This window comes from Cohnella luojiensis (genome assembly GCF_004564235.1).
Classification (GTDB): Bacteria; Bacillota; Bacilli; order Paenibacillales; family Paenibacillaceae; genus Cohnella; species Cohnella luojiensis.
Genome location: NZ_SOMN01000003.1, coordinates 70,732 through 88,563, shown reverse-complemented (window position 1 = coordinate 88,563; position 17,832 = coordinate 70,732). Strand labels below are relative to the sequence as shown.

Annotated in this window: 20 protein-coding genes and 1 riboswitch; of the genes, 1 reads left to right on the top strand and 19 read right to left on the bottom strand. The window is 52.5% G+C overall.

Annotated elements, in window-relative coordinates:
* Positions 1 to 31: 31 nt before the first annotated feature.
* From scpB to ribD, 6 genes are read right to left on the bottom strand one after another with little or no spacing between them, the layout of a single operon-like run.
* Positions 32 to 649, bottom strand: coding sequence for an SMC-Scp complex subunit ScpB (gene scpB / locus E2980_RS04120; RefSeq protein ID WP_135150860.1), 618 nt, complete (start codon positions 647 to 649; stop codon positions 32 to 34).
* Complete coding sequence (locus E2980_RS04115) at positions 618 to 1,403, bottom strand: segregation and condensation protein A (protein ID WP_135151045.1); 786 nt, start codon at positions 1,401 to 1,403, stop codon at positions 618 to 620. The genes scpB and E2980_RS04115 overlap by 32 nt, the downstream gene beginning before the upstream one ends.
* A 48-nt stretch (positions 1,404 to 1,451) precedes the next feature.
* Positions 1,452 to 1,922: a 6,7-dimethyl-8-ribityllumazine synthase gene (gene ribH, locus E2980_RS04110; RefSeq protein ID WP_135150859.1), complete on the bottom strand. Its 471-nt coding sequence runs from the start codon at positions 1,920 to 1,922 to the stop codon at positions 1,452 to 1,454.
* A gap of 48 nt (positions 1,923 to 1,970) precedes the next feature.
* Entirely contained in the window at positions 1,971 to 3,191 is a 1,221-nt protein-coding gene (locus E2980_RS04105) for a bifunctional 3,4-dihydroxy-2-butanone-4-phosphate synthase/GTP cyclohydrolase II (protein WP_135150858.1), read from the bottom strand.
* Positions 3,192 to 3,205: 14 nt separating this feature from the next.
* On the bottom strand, positions 3,206 to 3,877 hold the full coding sequence (gene ribE / locus E2980_RS04100; RefSeq protein ID WP_135150857.1) for a riboflavin synthase: 672 nt from the start codon (positions 3,875 to 3,877) through the stop codon (positions 3,206 to 3,208).
* Position 3,878: 1 nt separating this feature from the next.
* Positions 3,879 to 5,027 (bottom strand): bifunctional diaminohydroxyphosphoribosylaminopyrimidine deaminase/5-amino-6-(5-phosphoribosylamino)uracil reductase RibD, encoded by a 1,149-nt coding sequence (ribD, locus tag E2980_RS04095; protein WP_240702862.1) that lies wholly within the window; start codon positions 5,025 to 5,027, stop codon positions 3,879 to 3,881.
* Between the two features lie 328 nt (positions 5,028 to 5,355).
* Positions 5,356 to 5,552, bottom strand: a riboswitch (FMN riboswitch).
* 342 nt (positions 5,553 to 5,894) lie between these two features.
* On the opposite strand from ribD, the gene E2980_RS04090 reads away from it, so the two are divergent.
* Positions 5,895 to 6,476 (top strand): DUF421 domain-containing protein, encoded by a 582-nt coding sequence (locus tag E2980_RS04090; RefSeq protein WP_135150856.1) that lies wholly within the window; start codon positions 5,895 to 5,897, stop codon positions 6,474 to 6,476.
* 173 nt (positions 6,477 to 6,649) lie between these two features.
* On the opposite strand, the gene E2980_RS04085 is transcribed toward E2980_RS04090, so the two are convergent.
* The 13 genes from E2980_RS04085 to E2980_RS04025 form a co-directional block, all read right to left on the bottom strand.
* Positions 6,650 to 7,075: a peptidylprolyl isomerase gene (locus tag E2980_RS04085; protein ID WP_135150855.1), complete on the bottom strand. Its 426-nt coding sequence runs from the start codon at positions 7,073 to 7,075 to the stop codon at positions 6,650 to 6,652.
* Between the two features lie 34 nt (positions 7,076 to 7,109).
* Complete coding sequence (lysA, locus tag E2980_RS04080; protein ID WP_135150854.1) at positions 7,110 to 8,441, bottom strand: diaminopimelate decarboxylase; 1,332 nt, start codon at positions 8,439 to 8,441, stop codon at positions 7,110 to 7,112.
* A gap of 138 nt (positions 8,442 to 8,579) precedes the next feature.
* A complete protein-coding gene (locus E2980_RS04075) occupies positions 8,580 to 10,238 on the bottom strand; it encodes a spore germination protein (RefSeq protein WP_240702860.1) in 1,659 nt (552 codons plus the stop codon).
* Positions 10,223 to 10,648, bottom strand: coding sequence for a stage V sporulation protein AB (locus E2980_RS04070; RefSeq protein WP_276322239.1), 426 nt, complete (start codon positions 10,646 to 10,648; stop codon positions 10,223 to 10,225). Before E2980_RS04070 ends, E2980_RS04075 begins: the two co-directional genes overlap by 16 nt.
* On the bottom strand, positions 10,641 to 11,294 hold the full coding sequence (locus tag E2980_RS04065; protein WP_240702858.1) for a stage V sporulation protein AA: 654 nt from the start codon (positions 11,292 to 11,294) through the stop codon (positions 10,641 to 10,643). The genes E2980_RS04070 and E2980_RS04065 overlap by 8 nt, the downstream gene beginning before the upstream one ends.
* 123 nt (positions 11,295 to 11,417) lie before the next feature.
* Positions 11,418 to 12,176: an RNA polymerase sporulation sigma factor SigF gene (sigF, locus tag E2980_RS04060; RefSeq protein WP_135150853.1), complete on the bottom strand. Its 759-nt coding sequence runs from the start codon at positions 12,174 to 12,176 to the stop codon at positions 11,418 to 11,420.
* A 25-nt stretch (positions 12,177 to 12,201) separates the two neighbouring features.
* Positions 12,202 to 12,648, bottom strand: a complete 447-nt coding sequence (gene spoIIAB / locus E2980_RS04055; protein WP_135150852.1) for an anti-sigma F factor — start codon at positions 12,646 to 12,648, stop codon at positions 12,202 to 12,204.
* On the bottom strand, positions 12,645 to 12,998 hold the full coding sequence (gene spoIIAA / locus E2980_RS04050) for an anti-sigma F factor antagonist (RefSeq protein ID WP_135150851.1): 354 nt from the start codon (positions 12,996 to 12,998) through the stop codon (positions 12,645 to 12,647). The genes spoIIAB and spoIIAA overlap by 4 nt, the downstream gene beginning before the upstream one ends.
* A 210-nt stretch (positions 12,999 to 13,208) precedes the next feature.
* Positions 13,209 to 14,339, bottom strand: coding sequence for a D-alanyl-D-alanine carboxypeptidase family protein (locus E2980_RS04045; protein WP_240702884.1), 1,131 nt, complete (start codon positions 14,337 to 14,339; stop codon positions 13,209 to 13,211).
* A 237-nt stretch (positions 14,340 to 14,576) separates the two neighbouring features.
* On the bottom strand, positions 14,577 to 15,404 hold the full coding sequence (locus tag E2980_RS04040; RefSeq protein WP_135150850.1) for a purine-nucleoside phosphorylase: 828 nt from the start codon (positions 15,402 to 15,404) through the stop codon (positions 14,577 to 14,579).
* 29 nt (positions 15,405 to 15,433) lie between these two features.
* Positions 15,434 to 16,609 (bottom strand): phosphopentomutase, encoded by a 1,176-nt coding sequence (locus E2980_RS04035; protein ID WP_135150849.1) that lies wholly within the window; start codon positions 16,607 to 16,609, stop codon positions 15,434 to 15,436.
* A 32-nt stretch (positions 16,610 to 16,641) separates the two neighbouring features.
* Positions 16,642 to 17,538: a site-specific tyrosine recombinase gene (locus tag E2980_RS04030; protein WP_240702856.1), complete on the bottom strand. Its 897-nt coding sequence runs from the start codon at positions 17,536 to 17,538 to the stop codon at positions 16,642 to 16,644.
* Between the two features lie 25 nt (positions 17,539 to 17,563).
* Positions 17,564 to 17,797 carry a DUF4227 family protein gene (locus E2980_RS04025; RefSeq protein ID WP_135150848.1) on the bottom strand — a complete coding sequence of 78 codons (234 nt, stop codon included), beginning with the start codon at positions 17,795 to 17,797 and terminating at the stop codon, positions 17,564 to 17,566.
* Positions 17,798 to 17,832 lie beyond the last annotated feature (35 nt).

Below are 17,832 nucleotides of genomic sequence, written 5' to 3'. Positions count from 1 at the left end.
TCTGGCACTTCTTCATTCCATTACCTGAATATCAATCCGTATCCAGTTCCTTATCCATATCCTCCATGGACAACTGCCTGCCCTCTATTCGATCGAACAGCATCTTCGTTCTTTCTTCCAGCTCGTCGTCGCCATCCGCTAAAGAAGGTTCGGGCAAACTCGCAATGCTCGCTAAACCGAAATAATCAAGGAATGATTTCGTCGTACCGTACAGGATAGGCCTGCCTAGCGCATCCGCCCGACCCTTTTCTTCGATCAAATCTTTGTTGACCAGGTTATGCAAAGCCCGATCCGCCTTAACGCCTCGTATTTCTTCTATCTCGATACGGGTTATCGGCTGCCTGTACGCAATGATCGACAATGTCTCCAACGCGGCTTGCGAAAGAGCAGCCCGGGTAGGAGAATACGCCAATTTCTCGAAATAGGGGGCATGGTTGATTACGGTAGTTAACCGGTATCCGCCGGCAACTTCCGCGATTCGGATTCCGCGGTTTTTCTTCGCGAGCTCCTTCTGAAGGTCCTTCAGCACGTCCTTGACGACCTCCACGTCGGTCTCCACCACTTCGGCGGCCGTCTTGGCGCTGATCCCTTCGTCCCCGGAGACGAAGAGCAGCCCTTCAAGTACTGATTTCAATGTCGAGTAATCCATGGTTAACCTCTCTCCCCGTCCACATCAACACGATTTCGTCGAACAAAGCGTTCTGGTGGCAGGAAATCCACTTTCGCTTCATCAACTCCAAGATAGCCAGGAAAGTGACCACGATTTCCTGGCGATCGTCCTCGTCCCCAAGCAGTTGAGAGAACAACAGTTTCCCGTCGTGGGATCTGCTTTTCAACGTATCGATAATATCGTTGATCCGATCTTTTACGGAAATCTCGTCTTTGCGAATCGAGGAAACCCGATGGCGTCCGGCAAGTCGTCTCATCGCTTTCTGAAACGCGTTAACCAAATCATCCACATGCAAGCCCTCGACCGGATTGGTTTGAACGACTTTCTCGAAAGGCGACAAGTCCGCGGGCTCCCGGGTATAGACTTGGCTTCGATCCCATTCCTTCTCCCTAAGCTGCCCGGCAACCGATTTGAACTTGCGGTATTCGATCAGCTTGCGAATCAATTCCTCGCGCGGATCCAAGTACTCGTCGTCCTCCACCGTAAGCCAAGGCTCTTCGGTAACCGGCGGCTTCGGAAGCAATCCCCGGCTCTTCATGGAGAGCAGCGTCGCGGCCATGACGAGAAACTCGCTGGTGATATCAAGCTCCAACTCCTGCATGGCCCCCAGATACTCCATATACTGATCCGTAATATCGTTGATCGATATATCCTGTATATCGATTTCTGCCTTGTCGATTAAATGCAGCAGCAGATCTAGCGGGCCTTCGAACGTTTCAAGCTTGTACAGCATCGCCACGCGGGTTTCTCCTCCTAACTGATTGATTCTTACTCGTTAAGCTCAGCCCGTAATCTCGCGGGTAAGGTTCGCCATCTCGATTGCCGTAGACGCCGCTTCCCAGCCTTTGTTGCCGGCTTTCGTGCCCGCGCGCTCAACCGCTTGCTCGATGCTGTCCGTGGTCAACACTCCGAATATGGTTGGAACGCCCGTTTTTAGCGAGATTGATGCAACGCCCTTGGCTACTTCATTGCAAACATAGTCGAAATGCGGAGTCGATCCGCGAATAACGGCGCCGAGCGTGATGACGGCATCGTATTTACCGCTTTCCGCAAGCTTTTGCGCGATAAAAGGGATCTCGAACGCTCCAGGTACCCAAGCGATCTCGACTTCGCTCTCTTCCGCGCCGTGGCGTTTCAACGCGTCTAATGCGCCGCCTAATAGCTTGGACGTGATAAACTCGTTGAACCTGCCGACAACAATCCCGTATTTTAACCCCTTGGAAATTAAATGACCTTCGTATACGACTGACATTTCATTCATCCTCTCATGGTTGGTTTTGAAAAAAGTTTCTTATATTTCTTATTCCTGCTCGCCCTTAAAGGACAAGAGGTGACCTAGCTTAGCTTTCTTGGTGTGAAGGTATCCGGTATTGTCTTCGTTCTCCAACATCTGAATGGGAACGCGTTCCACGACATTCAGGCCGTAGCCTTCTAACCCTTTGATCTTGCGCGGATTGTTCGTCATCAACCGCATATCCTTGATGCCGAGATCCTTCAAAATTTGAGCCCCGATGCCATAATTCCGCAAATCGGGAGCAAACCCCAGCTTAATATTCGCCTCCACCGTGTCCAATCCCTGCTCTTGCAGGCTGTAAGCGCGCAATTTGTTGATGAGACCGATGCCACGGCCCTCCTGCCTCATGTAGAGCAGCACGCCGCTTCCGGCTTCATCGATTTGCTTTAGCGCCGCCTCGAGCTGAGGTCCGCAATCGCATCGATGGGAATGAAACACGTCTCCCGTCAAGCATTCCGAATGGACGCGCACGAGCACGGGTTTCGAGCTGTCGATCTCGCCCTTGACGAAAGCGACATGCTCCTTGTTATCGACGTCGTTCGTATAGGCGATTGCTTGAAAGGTTCCGAAGTCGGTTGGCATTCTGACCTCTACTTCCCTCTTGACCAGCTTTTCCTTCTCGTTACGGTACTGGATCATATCCTTGATCGTAATGAGCTTCATGGAGTGTTGCTCCGCGAAAATCTCCAGATCGGGAAGCCTAGCCATCGTTCCGTCTTCCTTGATAATCTCGCAGATCACCGCGGCAGGAGAGGCGCCGCACATGTTAGCGAGATCAATAGCCGCTTCCGTATGGCCTGCGCGTCTAAGGACGCCGCCTTTCTTGGCGATTAGCGGGAAAATATGACCGGGTCTACGGAAGTCCCCGGGCTTCGTCGATGGATCAATTAAAGCTTTGACGGAGAGCGAACGTTCTGGTGCGGATATACCCGTCGTCGTGGAAATATGGTCCACGGAAACGGTGAACGCCGTTCCATGATAATCCGTATTGTGACTGACCATCGGCGGCAGGTCAAGAGCATCGGCTCTCTCTTGCGTGATCGGGACGCACAGCAGACCTCTCGCCTCTCTGATCATGAAGTTAATGACCTCCGGCGTCGCCTTATCCGCGAGCGCGATAAGATCTCCCTCGTTCTCGCGGTCCTCGTCGTCTACGACGATGACCATCTTACCGTTCATTAAATCTTGGATCGCTTCTTCTATGGTATTAAACCGGGTTTGTGCCATTTCCCTCGCTCCTTTCACATAAATCCATTATCGCGCAATATCGACTCCGTTAGACCGCCCGCCTTGCGGGTTGGTGAACTATGACTATCCCGAAAGTTAAGCAGATGGTCGACGTACTTTCCGAGAATATCGCATTCGATATTCAACGTGTCTCCCGGATGCTTATGTTGAAGCACCGTTTCTCTCAGCGTGTGCGGAATGATGGAAACGGAAAAAGCGCATGCATCGCGATCAACCGCAATAACCGTTAGGCTAATTCCGTCAAGCGTCACCGAACCCTGCTGCACCACGTGCCGCAGCAATTGCGGGTCATTCGGCTCAATCGTAAACACGACGGCATTCGCTTCGGCGATTCTGCCTTTTATCGTCCCCGTTCCGTCCACGTGCCCTTGAACGAGATGTCCGCCGAATCTGCCTCCGGCCATCATGGCTCTCTCCAAGTTCAAAGAACTGCCTTGCTTTATGGATTTGAGGTTCGTCAACCGGAAAGTTTCCGGCATGACGTCCACGGAGAAGCCGTTACGATCGAATTCGACTACGGTAAGGCAGACTCCGTTAACGGAAATGCTGTCTCCCATCTTCACATCGGCAAGGACTTTATTCGCGCTAATGGTAAGAATCATCGCTTCGCCCCGTCGTTGAACCGATCGGAGCACGCCTATCTCTTCAATGAGTCCCGTAAACATTTTAATTGTCCTCCTTATCGGAGAGTGCTCCAGCACCGGTAAACGTCTCAGCCGCTCTGCCCGCAGGATACCCTGTGATGCACCAATCCTCGCCGTAGGTTTGCATCGTGACGTTTTTCAAGCGCAAGGCAGATGACATCTCTTCCGGTCCCGAGAAGGCGAAGGCGGCCGGCGATCCTTCCCCCCCGACGATGACGGGAGCGTAGAATAGCATTACCTTGTCGATTAACCCGGCTTCAAGCATCGCGCCGTTCAATACTCCGCCGCCTTCCAGAAGGATCGAACCGATGCCCCGTTCGCCCAAAATGCTCATCGCTTTTACAAGATCGACTCGCGGTCCTTCGCCGCACTCTATCACTTCGACGCCAAGCTCTTGCAATCGTTCCGACTTCTCCTGATCGGCGCGTCCCGTCGTCAATACGAACGTGGCGGCCGCATCGTTCAATACCCGCGCCGTTTCCGAAACCCTAAGCTTGGAGTCGACGATGATTCTCGTCGGGTTTATCCCCGGAACGGTTAATCTCGTCGTCAGCTCGGGATCGTCCGATAGCACGGTGTCCACGCCCACCATAATAGCATTATGGCGATGCCGCAGCGTATGCACCGCCGCCCTCGACTCGGGTCCGGTTATCCAACGGCTGTGGCCGGTCCGAGTCGCGATTCTTCCATCCAGCGTTATGGCGGTCTTCAACGTCACGAAAGGAGTACCCGTCAGGATGGATTTATTGAATGCTTCGTTCTGCGCGATCGCCTGAGGTTCAAGGACGCCGACTTCCACTTGAATGCCCGCCTCGCGCAGACGCTCGATGCCGCGGCCTGACACTAGAGGATTAGGATCGACGGTAGCCACGACGACTCGCGATACCCCCTCCGCAATGAGCCGATCGCAACATGGCGGCGTCCTGCCGTAATGACTGCAAGGCTCCAAAGTCACATAGGCCGTCGCCTCTCGGGCTTGATCTCCGGCCATGTTCAACGCGAGCACCTCCGCATGTCCTTCGCCGCGCTTGAGATGAGCGCCCATCCCGACAATACGTCCGCCATGAACGACCACGCAGCCGACAACGGGATTTACGCCGGTCTGACCGGTTGCGCTACCCGCTAGATTCAACGCTAATTGCATGTAATACTCATCGTTCAATAGCTCCACTTGCTACATCCTTTCCAGCCAGGTATAACAGCTTCGCAGTTAACTAAGGAGCAAACAGAAAACCCCCGAGAAAAATGCCTCGGGGGTAGTAGATGCACAGCGAAAAGAAACCTTCAGGCCATGTCCTGAAAAGCAAAGGAAACAGAAGCTGCCGAACAAGCACAATGAAATTACCTTAGACAAGCAAGGCAAACACCATGCAAGAGCAATCTGAAACAGCCTGTCGCAGTCGCAGGTTTGTGAAAAAAAGAACATATAAAGCCGATGTTCCTCTTATTCTAAAACTTACGGCTGTCATTGCTTCTATGGACACGGCATGACCGCGCTGCGCTTCCTTCTCCCATCCAGACTATAACTGTCGGTCCCGGAATTTCACCAGATCCACCGCACCACGCCCGCCGGTTGTTCCGGAAGCAGCGATGACGGGTCACGGACTGACGGCTGCGAGCCCTTATAGATTCCTCTATTACGGCTTTGCTGCCGATCACCGCCGGTGGGGAATTACGCCCCGCCCCGAAGGTTTAGCGACAAAAATTATTGTTAACGATAATGTATTATTCGTTATCAAAAGTGCATTGCCATTTCCGATATTGCCCTATCGAAAACCTACCGAAAGCACTGAGTTGAAACCGAAATACAATAACGTAACTTTGAATGGAATATTATCACTGAACAAAGAAAAAAGCAAGGATTCTCATCCCTGCTCTTCGTCGGCTTATAACCATTCAAAGAAAGCGTCACGATAGTTTAATTATTCCCCTGCAATATTTCCCCCGCCGATCGGCAAAGCTACATTCCAGTTGAATAAATATTTGAAAATTGCACAGTTTAACTTGCATCCCTAATTAACGATTAAGGAGTGAAAAGATGGATCTAACTTGGATTTGGAAATCCGCCATTGTAGTCCTTGCCGGAATGGTACTTCTGCGAATCTCAGGAAGAAAGTCCATCTCCCAAATGACAGTAGCCACTACTGTAATAATGATTTCGATTGGTACGACTATTGTTCAACCAATTGCTAACAATCAAATGTGGATAGCTATCGGTTCAGCTGCAGTTTTCGTAGGGAGTCTTTTAATTATTGAATTTTTACAAATTAAATTTGACTGGTTCGAGAAATTAATGGCTGGGCGTTCAAAGATAGTCATTCAGAACGGACAAATTGTTCAGCAGAGCCTGCGTACGATGCGCATGACTGTTGATCAATTGGAGACAAGGCTTCGTCAATTAGGAATTTCTAATATCAGCGATGTCAAAACGGCTACTTTAGAGCCTAATGGACAAGTAGGTTATGAGTTTATGGAACATGCGAAACCGCTGACCATCGGTGATTTTGAGAGAATACTCGGCTTGAAATCAGGGACGACACTAGATCAAAATCAAAACTACCTATTCCAAGAAGTTATCCAAAACCGCAATCCAACACCTTTCAATCCCAATCTACAATAAAAATTATTATCAACATTCACAAGCCTATTTTTGAAACATAAAAAACGCCGAAACCGCTTATTTATCAGAAGGTTCCGGCGTTTAATCATGACGGTACAGGATGATTATCCGACAAAACCCATGCGCCATGCCGGAGGGCAGGAGCACGGGTTGAGCAGAAGGTGTAATAAAATTTAACTTACGCGGATCGATTCCATCTTGTCTAAACCTTTAAGTGCATCGACATGCTCCATGCCGGAAGACACTTTGCCGAATACGGTATGAACGCCGTCCAGATGCGGCTGGGAATTAAAGCAAATGTAAAATTGGCTTCCGCCCGTGTTCGGTCCGCGATGTGCCATTGCAAGGCTTCCGCGCTCGTGCTTGTTTTTGTTGTGCTCGCAATTGATGGAATATCCCGGTCCGCCGGTACCGTTGCCGTTCGGGCAACCTCCTTGCGCGACGAATCCCGGAATAACGCGATGGAACGGAATTCCGTCATAGAAGCCTTCATTCGCCAGCTTCTCGAAATTCGCGACCGTGTTAGGAGCGTCCTCGTTGAATAAGTCCAATACGATCTCATTGCCGTCTGCTAATTTAATTACCGCTTGTTTAGACAAATCTATCAACCTCCCCGAATCCATTCAATCTATCTTACTTCGTAACCGTCTGCTTCTGCAAACGTTGCGGAATGACGTCGTTCCCGACGATGTTGTGATACGTTTCCCGCGCGACGACGAGATCCGCTTTGCCGTCTTTCACGAATACGACCGCCGGACGACGGATCCGGTTATAATTACTTGCCATGGCGTAGTTATAGGCACCTGTGCAGAATACCGCAAGCAGGTCGCCGGATTGAACCCGTGGAAGCTTCAAATCCCAGATTAGCATATCTCCGCTTTCGCAGCATTTGCCGGCTACCGAGACGATCTCGTCCAGGGTATCGTTCGCGCGGTTCGCAAGAACCGCCTCGTATTTGGATTCGTAGAGCGCCGGACGAGGGTTGTCGGTCATTCCGCCGTCAACCGCGATATACTTGCGAACGCCCGGGATGTCTTTGCTTGTCCCTACCGTGTACAAAGTCGTTCCGGCGTCGCCGATAATGCTGCGGCCCGGTTCGATCCATACTTCCGGCAACGCGAAGTTCGCGTTCTCGCAAGTCGAACGGACGGCATCCGCGATCGCCTTTACATATACGCCGACCGGAAGCGGCTGGTCGCCTTCGACGTAACGAATCCCGAAGCCGCCGCCTAGGTTGAGGACGGTGAACGTATGGTTCAGCTTGTCGCGGATCTCGACCGCAAACGCGGCTACCTTCTCCACGGCCATGCGGAAGCCTTCGACTTCGAAGATCTGCGATCCGATGTGGGAATGCACTCCCAATACCTTCAGATTCGGCAAACCGATCGCGGTTTCGATCGCTTTGAACGCCGTTCCGTTGCCGAGGTCGAAGCCGAACTTCGAATCCTGTTGGCCGGTCGAGATGTAATCGTGCGTATGGGCTTCGACTCCCGGCGTGATGCGGAGCAATACGTTAACGCGCTTGCCCTTGCCCCCTGCCAAGGCGTTCAGAAGCTGCAGTTCGTTGAAGTTGTCCACGACGAAGCAGCCGATTCCCGCTTCCAACGCCATGATGATCTCTTCAGGCGTCTTGTTGTTGCCGTGGAAATGGATGCGCTCCGCAGGGAAGCCTGCTTGCAGCGCCGTATATAACTCTCCGTCGGACACGACGTCAAGGCTCATTCCTTCTTCTTCCGCGACGCGGCACATGGCCATAACGCAGAAAGCTTTCGACGCGTAAGCGACCTGATGGCGCAATCCCGTCGAACGGAACGCGTCCATGAATTCGCGCGCGCGTTGGCGTACGAGAGCCTCGTCCACAATGTATAGAGGCGTGCCGAACTCCTGAGCCAAATCCGTTACGTCGCATCCGCCGATCTCAAGATGACCTTTGCCGTTTATTTTGCTCGTACCATGTAAGAACATATCTAATTCCCCTTTGGCGAAATTACCGGCGACGGTCAATATCGACGCTATCCGGCGTTTGCAATAATTAACCTGAGTATAGCGGAAAAACCTCCTCGGGGAAATGGAGGATTTGCCACAACATTTGCATTATTAACTTTAGACCGGTTGCTTGCGGTTCTTCTTCGCCCGATAAAGCGATAACCTTTTCTTGTTCGTCGATATGGGTCGACGGAGAACGATGTTCCGTAGCGCCGTGGCGTTAAAGGGCAAGAACGGCCAAAGGTAAGGCGCGTTAAAGGATCTCTCGAAGGCCAAATAGAGGAACACGAACGTCGTAAGCAACACGAATCCGATCTCATGGAAGAAAAACACGGATAGCAGCAGCCCAAGCCTGATTATTCGATTCGCGAGACCTAATTCGTAGCTCGGAGTAGCGAACATCCCGATCGCCGAAATCGCCATATAGAGAATAACCTCGTTAATGAATAGTCCGGTCTTGACCGCGATGTCCCCGATCAGGATGGCGGATAGCAGGGACATGGCCGTGACGAGAGGGGCCGGCGTATGCACGGCGGCCAATCTGAGCAAATCCACTCCGATTTCCGCGATAATAAACTGCAGGATCAAAGGGATTGCTCCCGCCTGGTCAGCTCCCACGAACCAGAGCCATTCCGGACGCAAGAATTGCCTCTCGTTATAAAGGAACCATAGCGGCATTAGGAATAACGAAGCTAATATCCCCAAGTACCTTACCCAACGCATATACGTTCCCATAAAGGGATTCTGGCGATTCTCTTCCGCGTGCTGCACGAGATCGAAATAAGTGGTTGGAAGCAAAATCGCGCTTGGGGAAGTATCGACAAGTACAGTGACGCTGCCGTCAAGAAGCTGCGCGGCCACGACGTCCGGTCTTTCCGTATATCGCAAGAGCGGAAACGGACTCCACCCGCTTTTCACGGTCATCTCTTCCAGTTGCTTATCGGCGAGCGGTATTCCATCGATATCGATCGCCTTGATTTTGTCCCGGATGGATTCGACGAGCTCGGTATTCGCGATATCATCGATGTATCCGATGCAGACGTCCGTTTGCGTACGTCTCCCCACCTTATGCATCTCGAAGCGCAGGTTAGGATCGCGCAGCCTTCTGCGTATGAGCGCGACGTTAACGATCAACGTCTCGGTAAAGCCGTCTTGGCTGCCGCGCACGACCTTTTCCAGCGATGGCTGCTCGGGGGTGCGCGCGGGATAAGCCTTCGCATCGATTATAAGGGCAGCCGGTTCCCCGTCAACGTAGAATGCAGTATTCCCCATCAGCACTTCGTCGATCATCTGTGGGAATGATGTCGTCTTCTTGATTTGCACGGCGGGAACGTAGCGTTCTAGGAAGGTATGCATGGCATCATGGTCCATCAAGCTATCAGGCTCAAGATAAGAGAGACGTTTGATGATCTCGGTAAGCGAAGTGTCCTTGGTGAAAACGCTTAGAAAGAGGAACGCGATCCTTCTGTTGCCGAACGTCATCTCTCGGACTTGAACTTCGAAGCTTTTGTCCAGGCCGATCGTTTCGGTTAGCAAAGCTTTCCATGACTTCAGATCGTCCGGAATCCGTTTCTGATGCTTACGCGCTTGCTCTGAAGAAGAGGGGTTGATTTCGGAACTATGATCATGATCCTCGGAGGATCTGCCATGTTCTTTCTGCTGTTCATTGCCCTCATCTTTCTCGCGAAAGAGACCCGGATGACCGGCGTTGTCCAAATCCATGCTTCCATGTTCCGTCGTTTCTATCTTGCCCACGCTCCTTAAGGGTGTAGCCATATCCAGTCCACCAAAGACCCCGCAACCTTACCGAACACCATGGCCATCAGCAACGACAGTAGATACGGCTTCAGCTTGAACCTTCTGGATATGATCGGTATAACGTTAAGTACTTCCGTTAACGCGGCTGCGAACATTCCGACGAATAAGCCTTGAAAAATAGCCGGAAGCAGCAGCAGGTTGGCCGGAAGTTGAAATGACCAATCGAATAAGTCCGCGCTGCTCCAATATAATGCTCCCGATAATATGCCCGATTCGAAAATAGACGCACGGCGATATGCCCTCGTAAGTTGGACCAGCCTAGGGATAAGATCGAGCACGATGAGCAGCGCGACGAATGCGCTCCCTACCGCGAACCCGCCGGCCAGGCCGATGATTCCGAGCATAATGCCATGCCATACCTCAACCACCGTCTCCCCCCGCCCGGTTCTCGTGTTTTTTGCGATACTCTTCCGTTATGACGTAGTGATTTACGTTTTCCTGGTACATGAACATCTCTACTTCAAGAGGGTTAGGCTCGTCGTTCAGCCGCTTACGCAATAACCGATTGAAGAATAACAGCATTCCCATACCGACTCCGATGGAGTACGGAATTTGGAATAACCATGGATGCGACTTGGAAGTCCCGGTGATCAACTCCGTAATTCTACGCTGCACGGCGGGCATGTTGACGTCGGCATGGAAATTCAACATCGCCATCCCCGATCCGAAGAACAGGAGCAACCATGCAAGGACAAGCACGACCCTTCGCGGCTTTACCTCGCCCGCCGGGGAAATCTCGAGCAACACGTGCGGCTCGCCGAAAGTCTCGATGATCATTCCCTGCTCCGCCTCGCGAATCGCCTTAACGACCTGCAGCATATCAATGAGAAGCAGGTTGCCGTCGTTGTCGGTCACATGATGCAGCGGCAGCTTTTTCAGGCGATCCTGAAGATGATCTTCCGTAACGATCCGTGCGACGTCCCCGAGGGTGACGATCGATCTAGGGCGAACCACCGCCCTGCGGCGCATCCGTACGTAGACGACTTTAGAATCCTCCTTGCCAGAGAGCTCCACCAGTTCCTCCCTCCTCTGCCTGCATTTCGCTTAGTATGGAGCACAACCGTCTAATGTAGTCGGAAAAACGCAAAAAAAAGCATGCTTCTCGCTAGGGAGAAACATGCTTTCACACGGTCTTATTCACTGCGCGATCTGATCTTTGATGTTCTGCAGAATCTTCTTTTCCAGCCGGCTGACTTGGACTTGGGATATTCCCAGCCGTCCCGCGACTTCGGATTGGGTTTGGTCGCGGAAATAGCGAAGGTAAACGATTAGGCGTTCGCGTTCGCTCAACCCTTGGATCGCTTCCGTCAACGCCAGCTTATCGAACCATCGTTCCTGCGATTCGTCGGCAATCTGATCCATCAGAGTAATCGGATCGCCGTCGTTCTCGAACACCGTCTCGTGGATCGAGGCCGGCGGTTTATTCGCTTCTTGGGCAAACACGATTTCTTCCGGCGTAACGCCAAGCTCCTCGGCTACCTCGCTAATCGTCGGCGCGCGGCCGTTGCGCTTGGATAGTTCGTCCTTGATCTTCCTGACCCGGTTGGCCATCTCCTTAAGCGAGCGGCTCACTTTCAAGGTGCCGTCGTCGCGAAGGAATCGCTGGATCTCTCCGATGATCATCGGGACCGCGTAGGTGGAAAATTTCACGTCGTAGGATAGATCGAACTTGTCGACGGACTTCAGCAGCCCGATACAGCCGATCTGGAAAAGGTCGTCGCTGTCGTACCCTCGGTTCGAGAACCGTTGAACGACCGACCAAACCAATCTGATATTGCTATTTACGAGCGTATCCCGCGCGGTCGTATCTCCGGATTGACTGAGCGCTATGAGGCGCTTCACTTCACTGTCATCCAAGTAAGCCGGCGGAGACGATCGTTTCCATTCTGAGTCCATGCCTCCAACCCCTGCCGCACGGTTTTTAATTAAACAGCGCTTTTTTCGATTCGATCCGCTTCTTCATTCTGAGCGATGTCCCGCCCGCTTCCGAACTGACTACGTCGAACTCGTCCATGAAGTTTTCCATGATGGTGAAGCCCATACCGGAACGCTCTAGCTCAGGGCGGGAAGTAAACAGCGGTTGCCTTGCCAGCTCCAAATCCTCAATGCCTCTGCCTTGGTCGCTGATCGAGAGCGTTACCGTATCCCCGTCGATTTCGGCTTCAACATTAACTATGCCTTCCGCGCTCCCGTTATACCCGTGGATGATGGCATTGGTTACCGCTTCGGACACGACCGTCTTGATCTCGTCTAACTGCTCCAACGTCGGATCCATCTGCGTGACGAACGCGGCGACCGTAATCCTGGCGAACGCCTCGTTCTCCGAACGGCTGGCGAACGATAGTTTCATATGATTGTGTCCGCTCATGAGACGACCTCCAGACTGGCAACAGCCGAACGCTCAGTTTCGTAAAAGGATAAAATCTTGAACAGCCCCGACAATTCGAATAAACGTTTCACGCTGGCTTGCGTGTCGCACACGACCATTTTGCCGCCGCGGCTCTTAACAAGCTTATACCGCCCGAGAATGACGCCAAGCCCCGAGCTGTCCATGAATTGCAAGTCCTTCAGGCTTAGCACGACATGGTCGCATCTGCCTCTTAGAATCGCGTCCTCCATCTTGAACCGGACGATGTCCGCCGTATGATGGTCCAATTCTCCTCTCAGACGGACTATCAGTACATTGCGGTGCTGCTCCAGCTCGACCTGTAAGCTCATGCCCATTTCCCCTTCCCCAATCGTGCGGATATAACCCGTCACGCCTGCTATACCGCAAGAGCGATATGCTCATGGTTGCATCGTCACCAATTCTACGAGAGGCTCTCCCATTCCTGCCCCCCGACAAAACTAGAAGTAACGTTGCCCAAATCGACAAAACAAGGCAAAGAGGCGGCGACGAAAACTCCGTCCATCCGCCCTTGCCAACCGTTAATCGGACAAGAACAAGTGTCCTGTCGTTCTGCGGAGCAAAGTCCACCAGCCTGCCCGACCGACCGCCATCGGCGATTCCACCGGAAATTCGGTCAGAACGTCCGCGCCGCGGAAGACGACCAGCTTACCGATTGGTTGACCGATCTCTATCGGCGCCTTCACGTTCGGATCGAGCACGAGCTCGTGACGAATGCCCTTGCCTGCATCACCCTTCTTAAGCAAAATGCTATAAGAATGCTTCGCAGTTAACGGGATGCGGTCCACTTTGCCTTTTTCTACCGAAAGCGTCCCGATCGGATCGCCCTTCTTGTAAATCGGAACGTTCGTATACTGTGCGAAAGCATAGTCGAATAGATGCGAAACCTCGGCATTGCGGGTCTTCGTATTCGGCTCGCCCATCACCACCGCGATCAATCGCAGGTTATCCCTTCTGGCAGTCGCCGACAAGCAGAACTTCGCTTCGCTCGTAAAGCCGGTTTTCAAACCGTCCGCGCCGCTATAGAACCTGACAAGCTTGTTCGTGTTAACGAGCCAGAATGGCTTGGGACTCCCCTTGCGCAAGTAGTCCTGATAGAGTCCCGTATACTTCGTGATGCCTTCGTATTTAAGCAGTTCCCGCGACATGATAGCGATATCGTGCGCGGAGGAAACGTGGCCTTCAGCCGGAAGACCGTTGCAATTCACGAACTTCGTATTCTTCATGCCAAGCAGTTCGGCCTTCTCGTTCATCATCGCGACGAATTGTTGCTCGCTGCCGCCAAGCTTCTCCGCAAGCGCCACGGAAGCATCGTTGCCGGAGGCCAACGCCACGCCCTTCAGCATTTCCTCGACGGACATTTCCTCGCCAGGCTCCAAGAAGATTTGCGAACCGCCCATGGAGGACGCATATTCGCTCGCCTGCACCTTGTCGGTTAGCTTAAGCCTTCCCTCGTCGATGGCTTCCATCACGAGCAGCATCGTCATGATCTTCGTGATGCTCGCGGGCGGCAATGCGGCGTTGCTGTTCTTCTGGTAGATGACCGTTCCGCTGTCCGCATCCATAAGTATGGCGGACTTTGCGCTTGGGGCCATATCCGTAACCGCCTTGCCCGGTGCCGGCTCCTTCGCCCATGCGACCGTAGGAATCATCAACGCGACCGTAACCATCCAAGCTAGCAACCCTGCTAATGTGCGAATTCCTTTTCTATGCGTTTCTTTACCTTCCAAAAGTGGCTCCCCCTCCTGCGGCCGCATAACGGCCAAGGTTTGTCTTCCCATTAGTTTGTCCCTTCGGGATGAAAAATATTCCAAGGGTGAGGGGGACAATTACATAACAAAAAACGGAGTCGCACACAGAGGTGCGCGCTCCGTTTCTTATTTAAGCTTTTACATTTTCGGAATGACCGTGAGCACGAGGGAAAGGAACTGCTCCTTCACGAGCTCGGTCGTTTCCATGACCTCTTCGTGGGAGAGCGGCTGATCCAGGATACCGGCGGCCATGTTGCTAATGCAAGAGATTCCTAGCACTTCGATTCCGGAATGCCTCGCTACGATAACCTCCGAGACGGTGGACATTCCGACCGCGTCGACTCCGAGCGTTCGGAGCATGCGGATCTCCGCCGGAGTTTCATAGTTCGGTCCGAGTAGTCCGACATAGACTCCTTCCTGAACGGAGAAGCCTAGCTCGGCAGCGGTATCCTTGGCAATCTTGCGGAGTCTCGGGCTATACGCGTCGGACATATCGGGAAACCGAACGCCTAACGCGTTATCGTTCGGTCCGACAAGCGGGTTGCGACCCGTAAGGTTGATATGATCGGAGATCAGCATTAAATTGCCCGGTTCATAATCCAGATTCACTCCGCCGGCGGCATTCGTTACGAGCAGCTTAGTAACGCCAAGCGCCTTCATTACGCGCACCGGCAATGCGGTGCGCTCCGGCTCATACCCTTCGTACATATGGAAGCGTCCACGCATGAGCACTACGCTGCGGCCTTGCAGCTTACCGATCAACAATTCCCCTGCGTGTCCTTCTACCGTGGAAACGGGAAAATGCGGAATATCTTCGTAAGGGATCGTAACCGCGTCCTCCAGCTCATCTCCGAGCACGCCAAGTCCCGAACCTAGAATAAGGCCGATCTCCGGGCGAACGTCCGTCGTGGAGCGGATAAACGCCGCAGCTTCCTCAATAATCGCTTTCGAAGTTACGTATGCCATTCCAATCTCTCCTCTGCAATCATTTCGTTTTACTTCAATAATTCAAGAAAGCTCTTTCCGTGAGTGGAGAAATTTGCCCCGAAATTCTCGGCGATCGTCGCCGCTAAATCCGCAAAACTAGCCCTATCGGCCAATTTCCCTTCACCGGTAAGTCCGGGGCTCCAAATTAATAGCGGAACGAACTCCCGAGTATGATCGGTGCCTGCATGAATCGGGTCATTGCCATGGTCTGCCGTGATGATCAATAATTCGTCGGCTTTCATGGCACCCATAAGATCGGGAAGAGCCCGGTCGAATTCCTCAAGCGCTCTTCCATAGCCTTCCGGATCCCGCCGATGCCCGTACAAGGAGTCGAAGTCCACCAAATTCGTGAACAGGAAGCCGTGAAAATCCGCTTGCATTTCCTTCAAAGTGACGGCTATGCCATCCGCGTTGCTTTTCGTCGAAGTGGACCGGGTAATGCCTTCTCCGCTGAATATGTCGTTGATCTTGCCGACTGCAACGACGTCTAAGCCCTTAGCTTCTAGGGCGTTCAGCAACGTAGGCTGCGGCGGCTTAACGGCATAATCATGACGGTTCGACGTCCGTTTGAAAGCTCCGGGCTCTCCGATGTAAGGACGAGCGATGACTCTGCCTACGGAAAACTCATCCTTCATCGTAAGCCTGCGTGCAATGCGGCAAGCGTTATATAGCTCTTCCAACGGAATGACTTCCTCGTGCGCCGCAAGCTGGAACACGCTGTCAGCCGACGTGTAGACGATCCACGAACCGGTCTTCATCTGCTCCTCGCCGAGCTCGTCCAAGATTTCCGTACCGGAAGCCGGCTTGTTGCCGATGACCGATCTCCCCGTCAAGTTTTCGAACTCCGTCAGAAGCTCTTTAGGAAATCCGTCTGGAAACGTACGGAACGGAGTATCAATGCGAAGGCCGGTTAGTTCCCAGTGACCGGTCATCGTGTCCTTGCCTACGGATACTTCCGCCATTTTCCCATGGTATCCTTGCACCGAAGGCTCCGGCTTCCAATCCCCGAGCGGGGCGATGTTCCCAAGTCCCAGCTTGCGTAAGTTAGGCAATGCAAACCCTTCGACCTTCTCCACGATATGGCCCAAAGTATGAGCGCCTTTATCCCCATACTGCTCGGCGTCCGGCAATTCGCCGATCCCGACGCTATCCAAAACAATAACCGTAATTTTCCGATAAGCCATAGGGTTGTTCCTCTCTGTCATTCGTCGCTCGGTCAAGTTCGAGCTCTTGGATGATTGCGTTCATAGATCTCTTTGATCTTTGGTTTCACGGAGGACTGGTACATCGAGGTCGTCGACGGGTCGGAATGTCCGAGCATTTCCTGCACCGCGCGAATATCCGCACCGTTATCCAGCAAATGAGTCGCGAAGGAGTGACGCAAGGTATGCGGCGTGATGTCCATTCCCAGACGGTCCGCGTATTTTTTCATCAGCTTCCAGAAGCCTTGGCGCGTTAGCCTCGTACCCAAATGGTTTAAGAATAGCGCGGAATCGGGCTTGTCCGGGTTAGCTGCGCTTGGCCTTGCATCTTCTAAGTACTTAGTTACCCATTGTGTGCCGTGTGCCCCGATCGGAACCATGCGTTCACGTCCCCCAGATCCCAAGCATAGCAAAAATCCCATGTCCAGTCTAACATGCTCGATGTCGAGCGAGATCAACTCCGTTACCCGCAAGCCGGTCGCGTACAGCAATTCAAGCATGGCCCGATCCCTTAATCCGAAACCGTCGCTTACGTCCGGCAATGCTAGCAGTTTGTCCAAATCGTTGGCTTTGACGCTTATCGGCGGCTTTTTCTCGGCCTTAGGCGACTCCAACTGGATGGCCGGGTTATAATCCACTGCCCTCTGTATCGTTAAATATTTGCACAAGGAACGAATGGACACGATCCTGCGCGTTATCGTAGCCGTCGTGCGGCCTTCCTTGCGCAAGTCGTTCAGATAAGCGGTTATATGATGAGCACGAAGCTCGCTCGTTTGACTCACTTGATTCGATTCAAGAAACCGAATGAAATCCGACAAATCGCTGAAGTAGCTCTGCTCCGTGTTCCGAGAAACTCCTCGTTCTCCCACCATATAGATGAGATAGGAATGCAGCCAGTCTCTCAATACCATCGTGATTACCTTCCTCCCGCTCTCTTCATTCTCCCAGCCAGTAAAACAGACGCAGCCTGTCTCCGGGAGAGCCGTTCGGATCATCGCCTTCGCCCGTCTGAAATACTTTCGAGGCACGACCTTCGGGCACCTTATAAGGGTCGGAAGGCCGCAACCAGCTATGAAACCATCCGAACAAACCATGAACGAATACGGTCAACGCGAGAAAAAGGAGCGTGAACTGCAGACGCTCCCACCATTTTTCCAAAGGATTTTTCATTGGAACGCTCCCTTCTTGTCCTTGCTCATACTCAT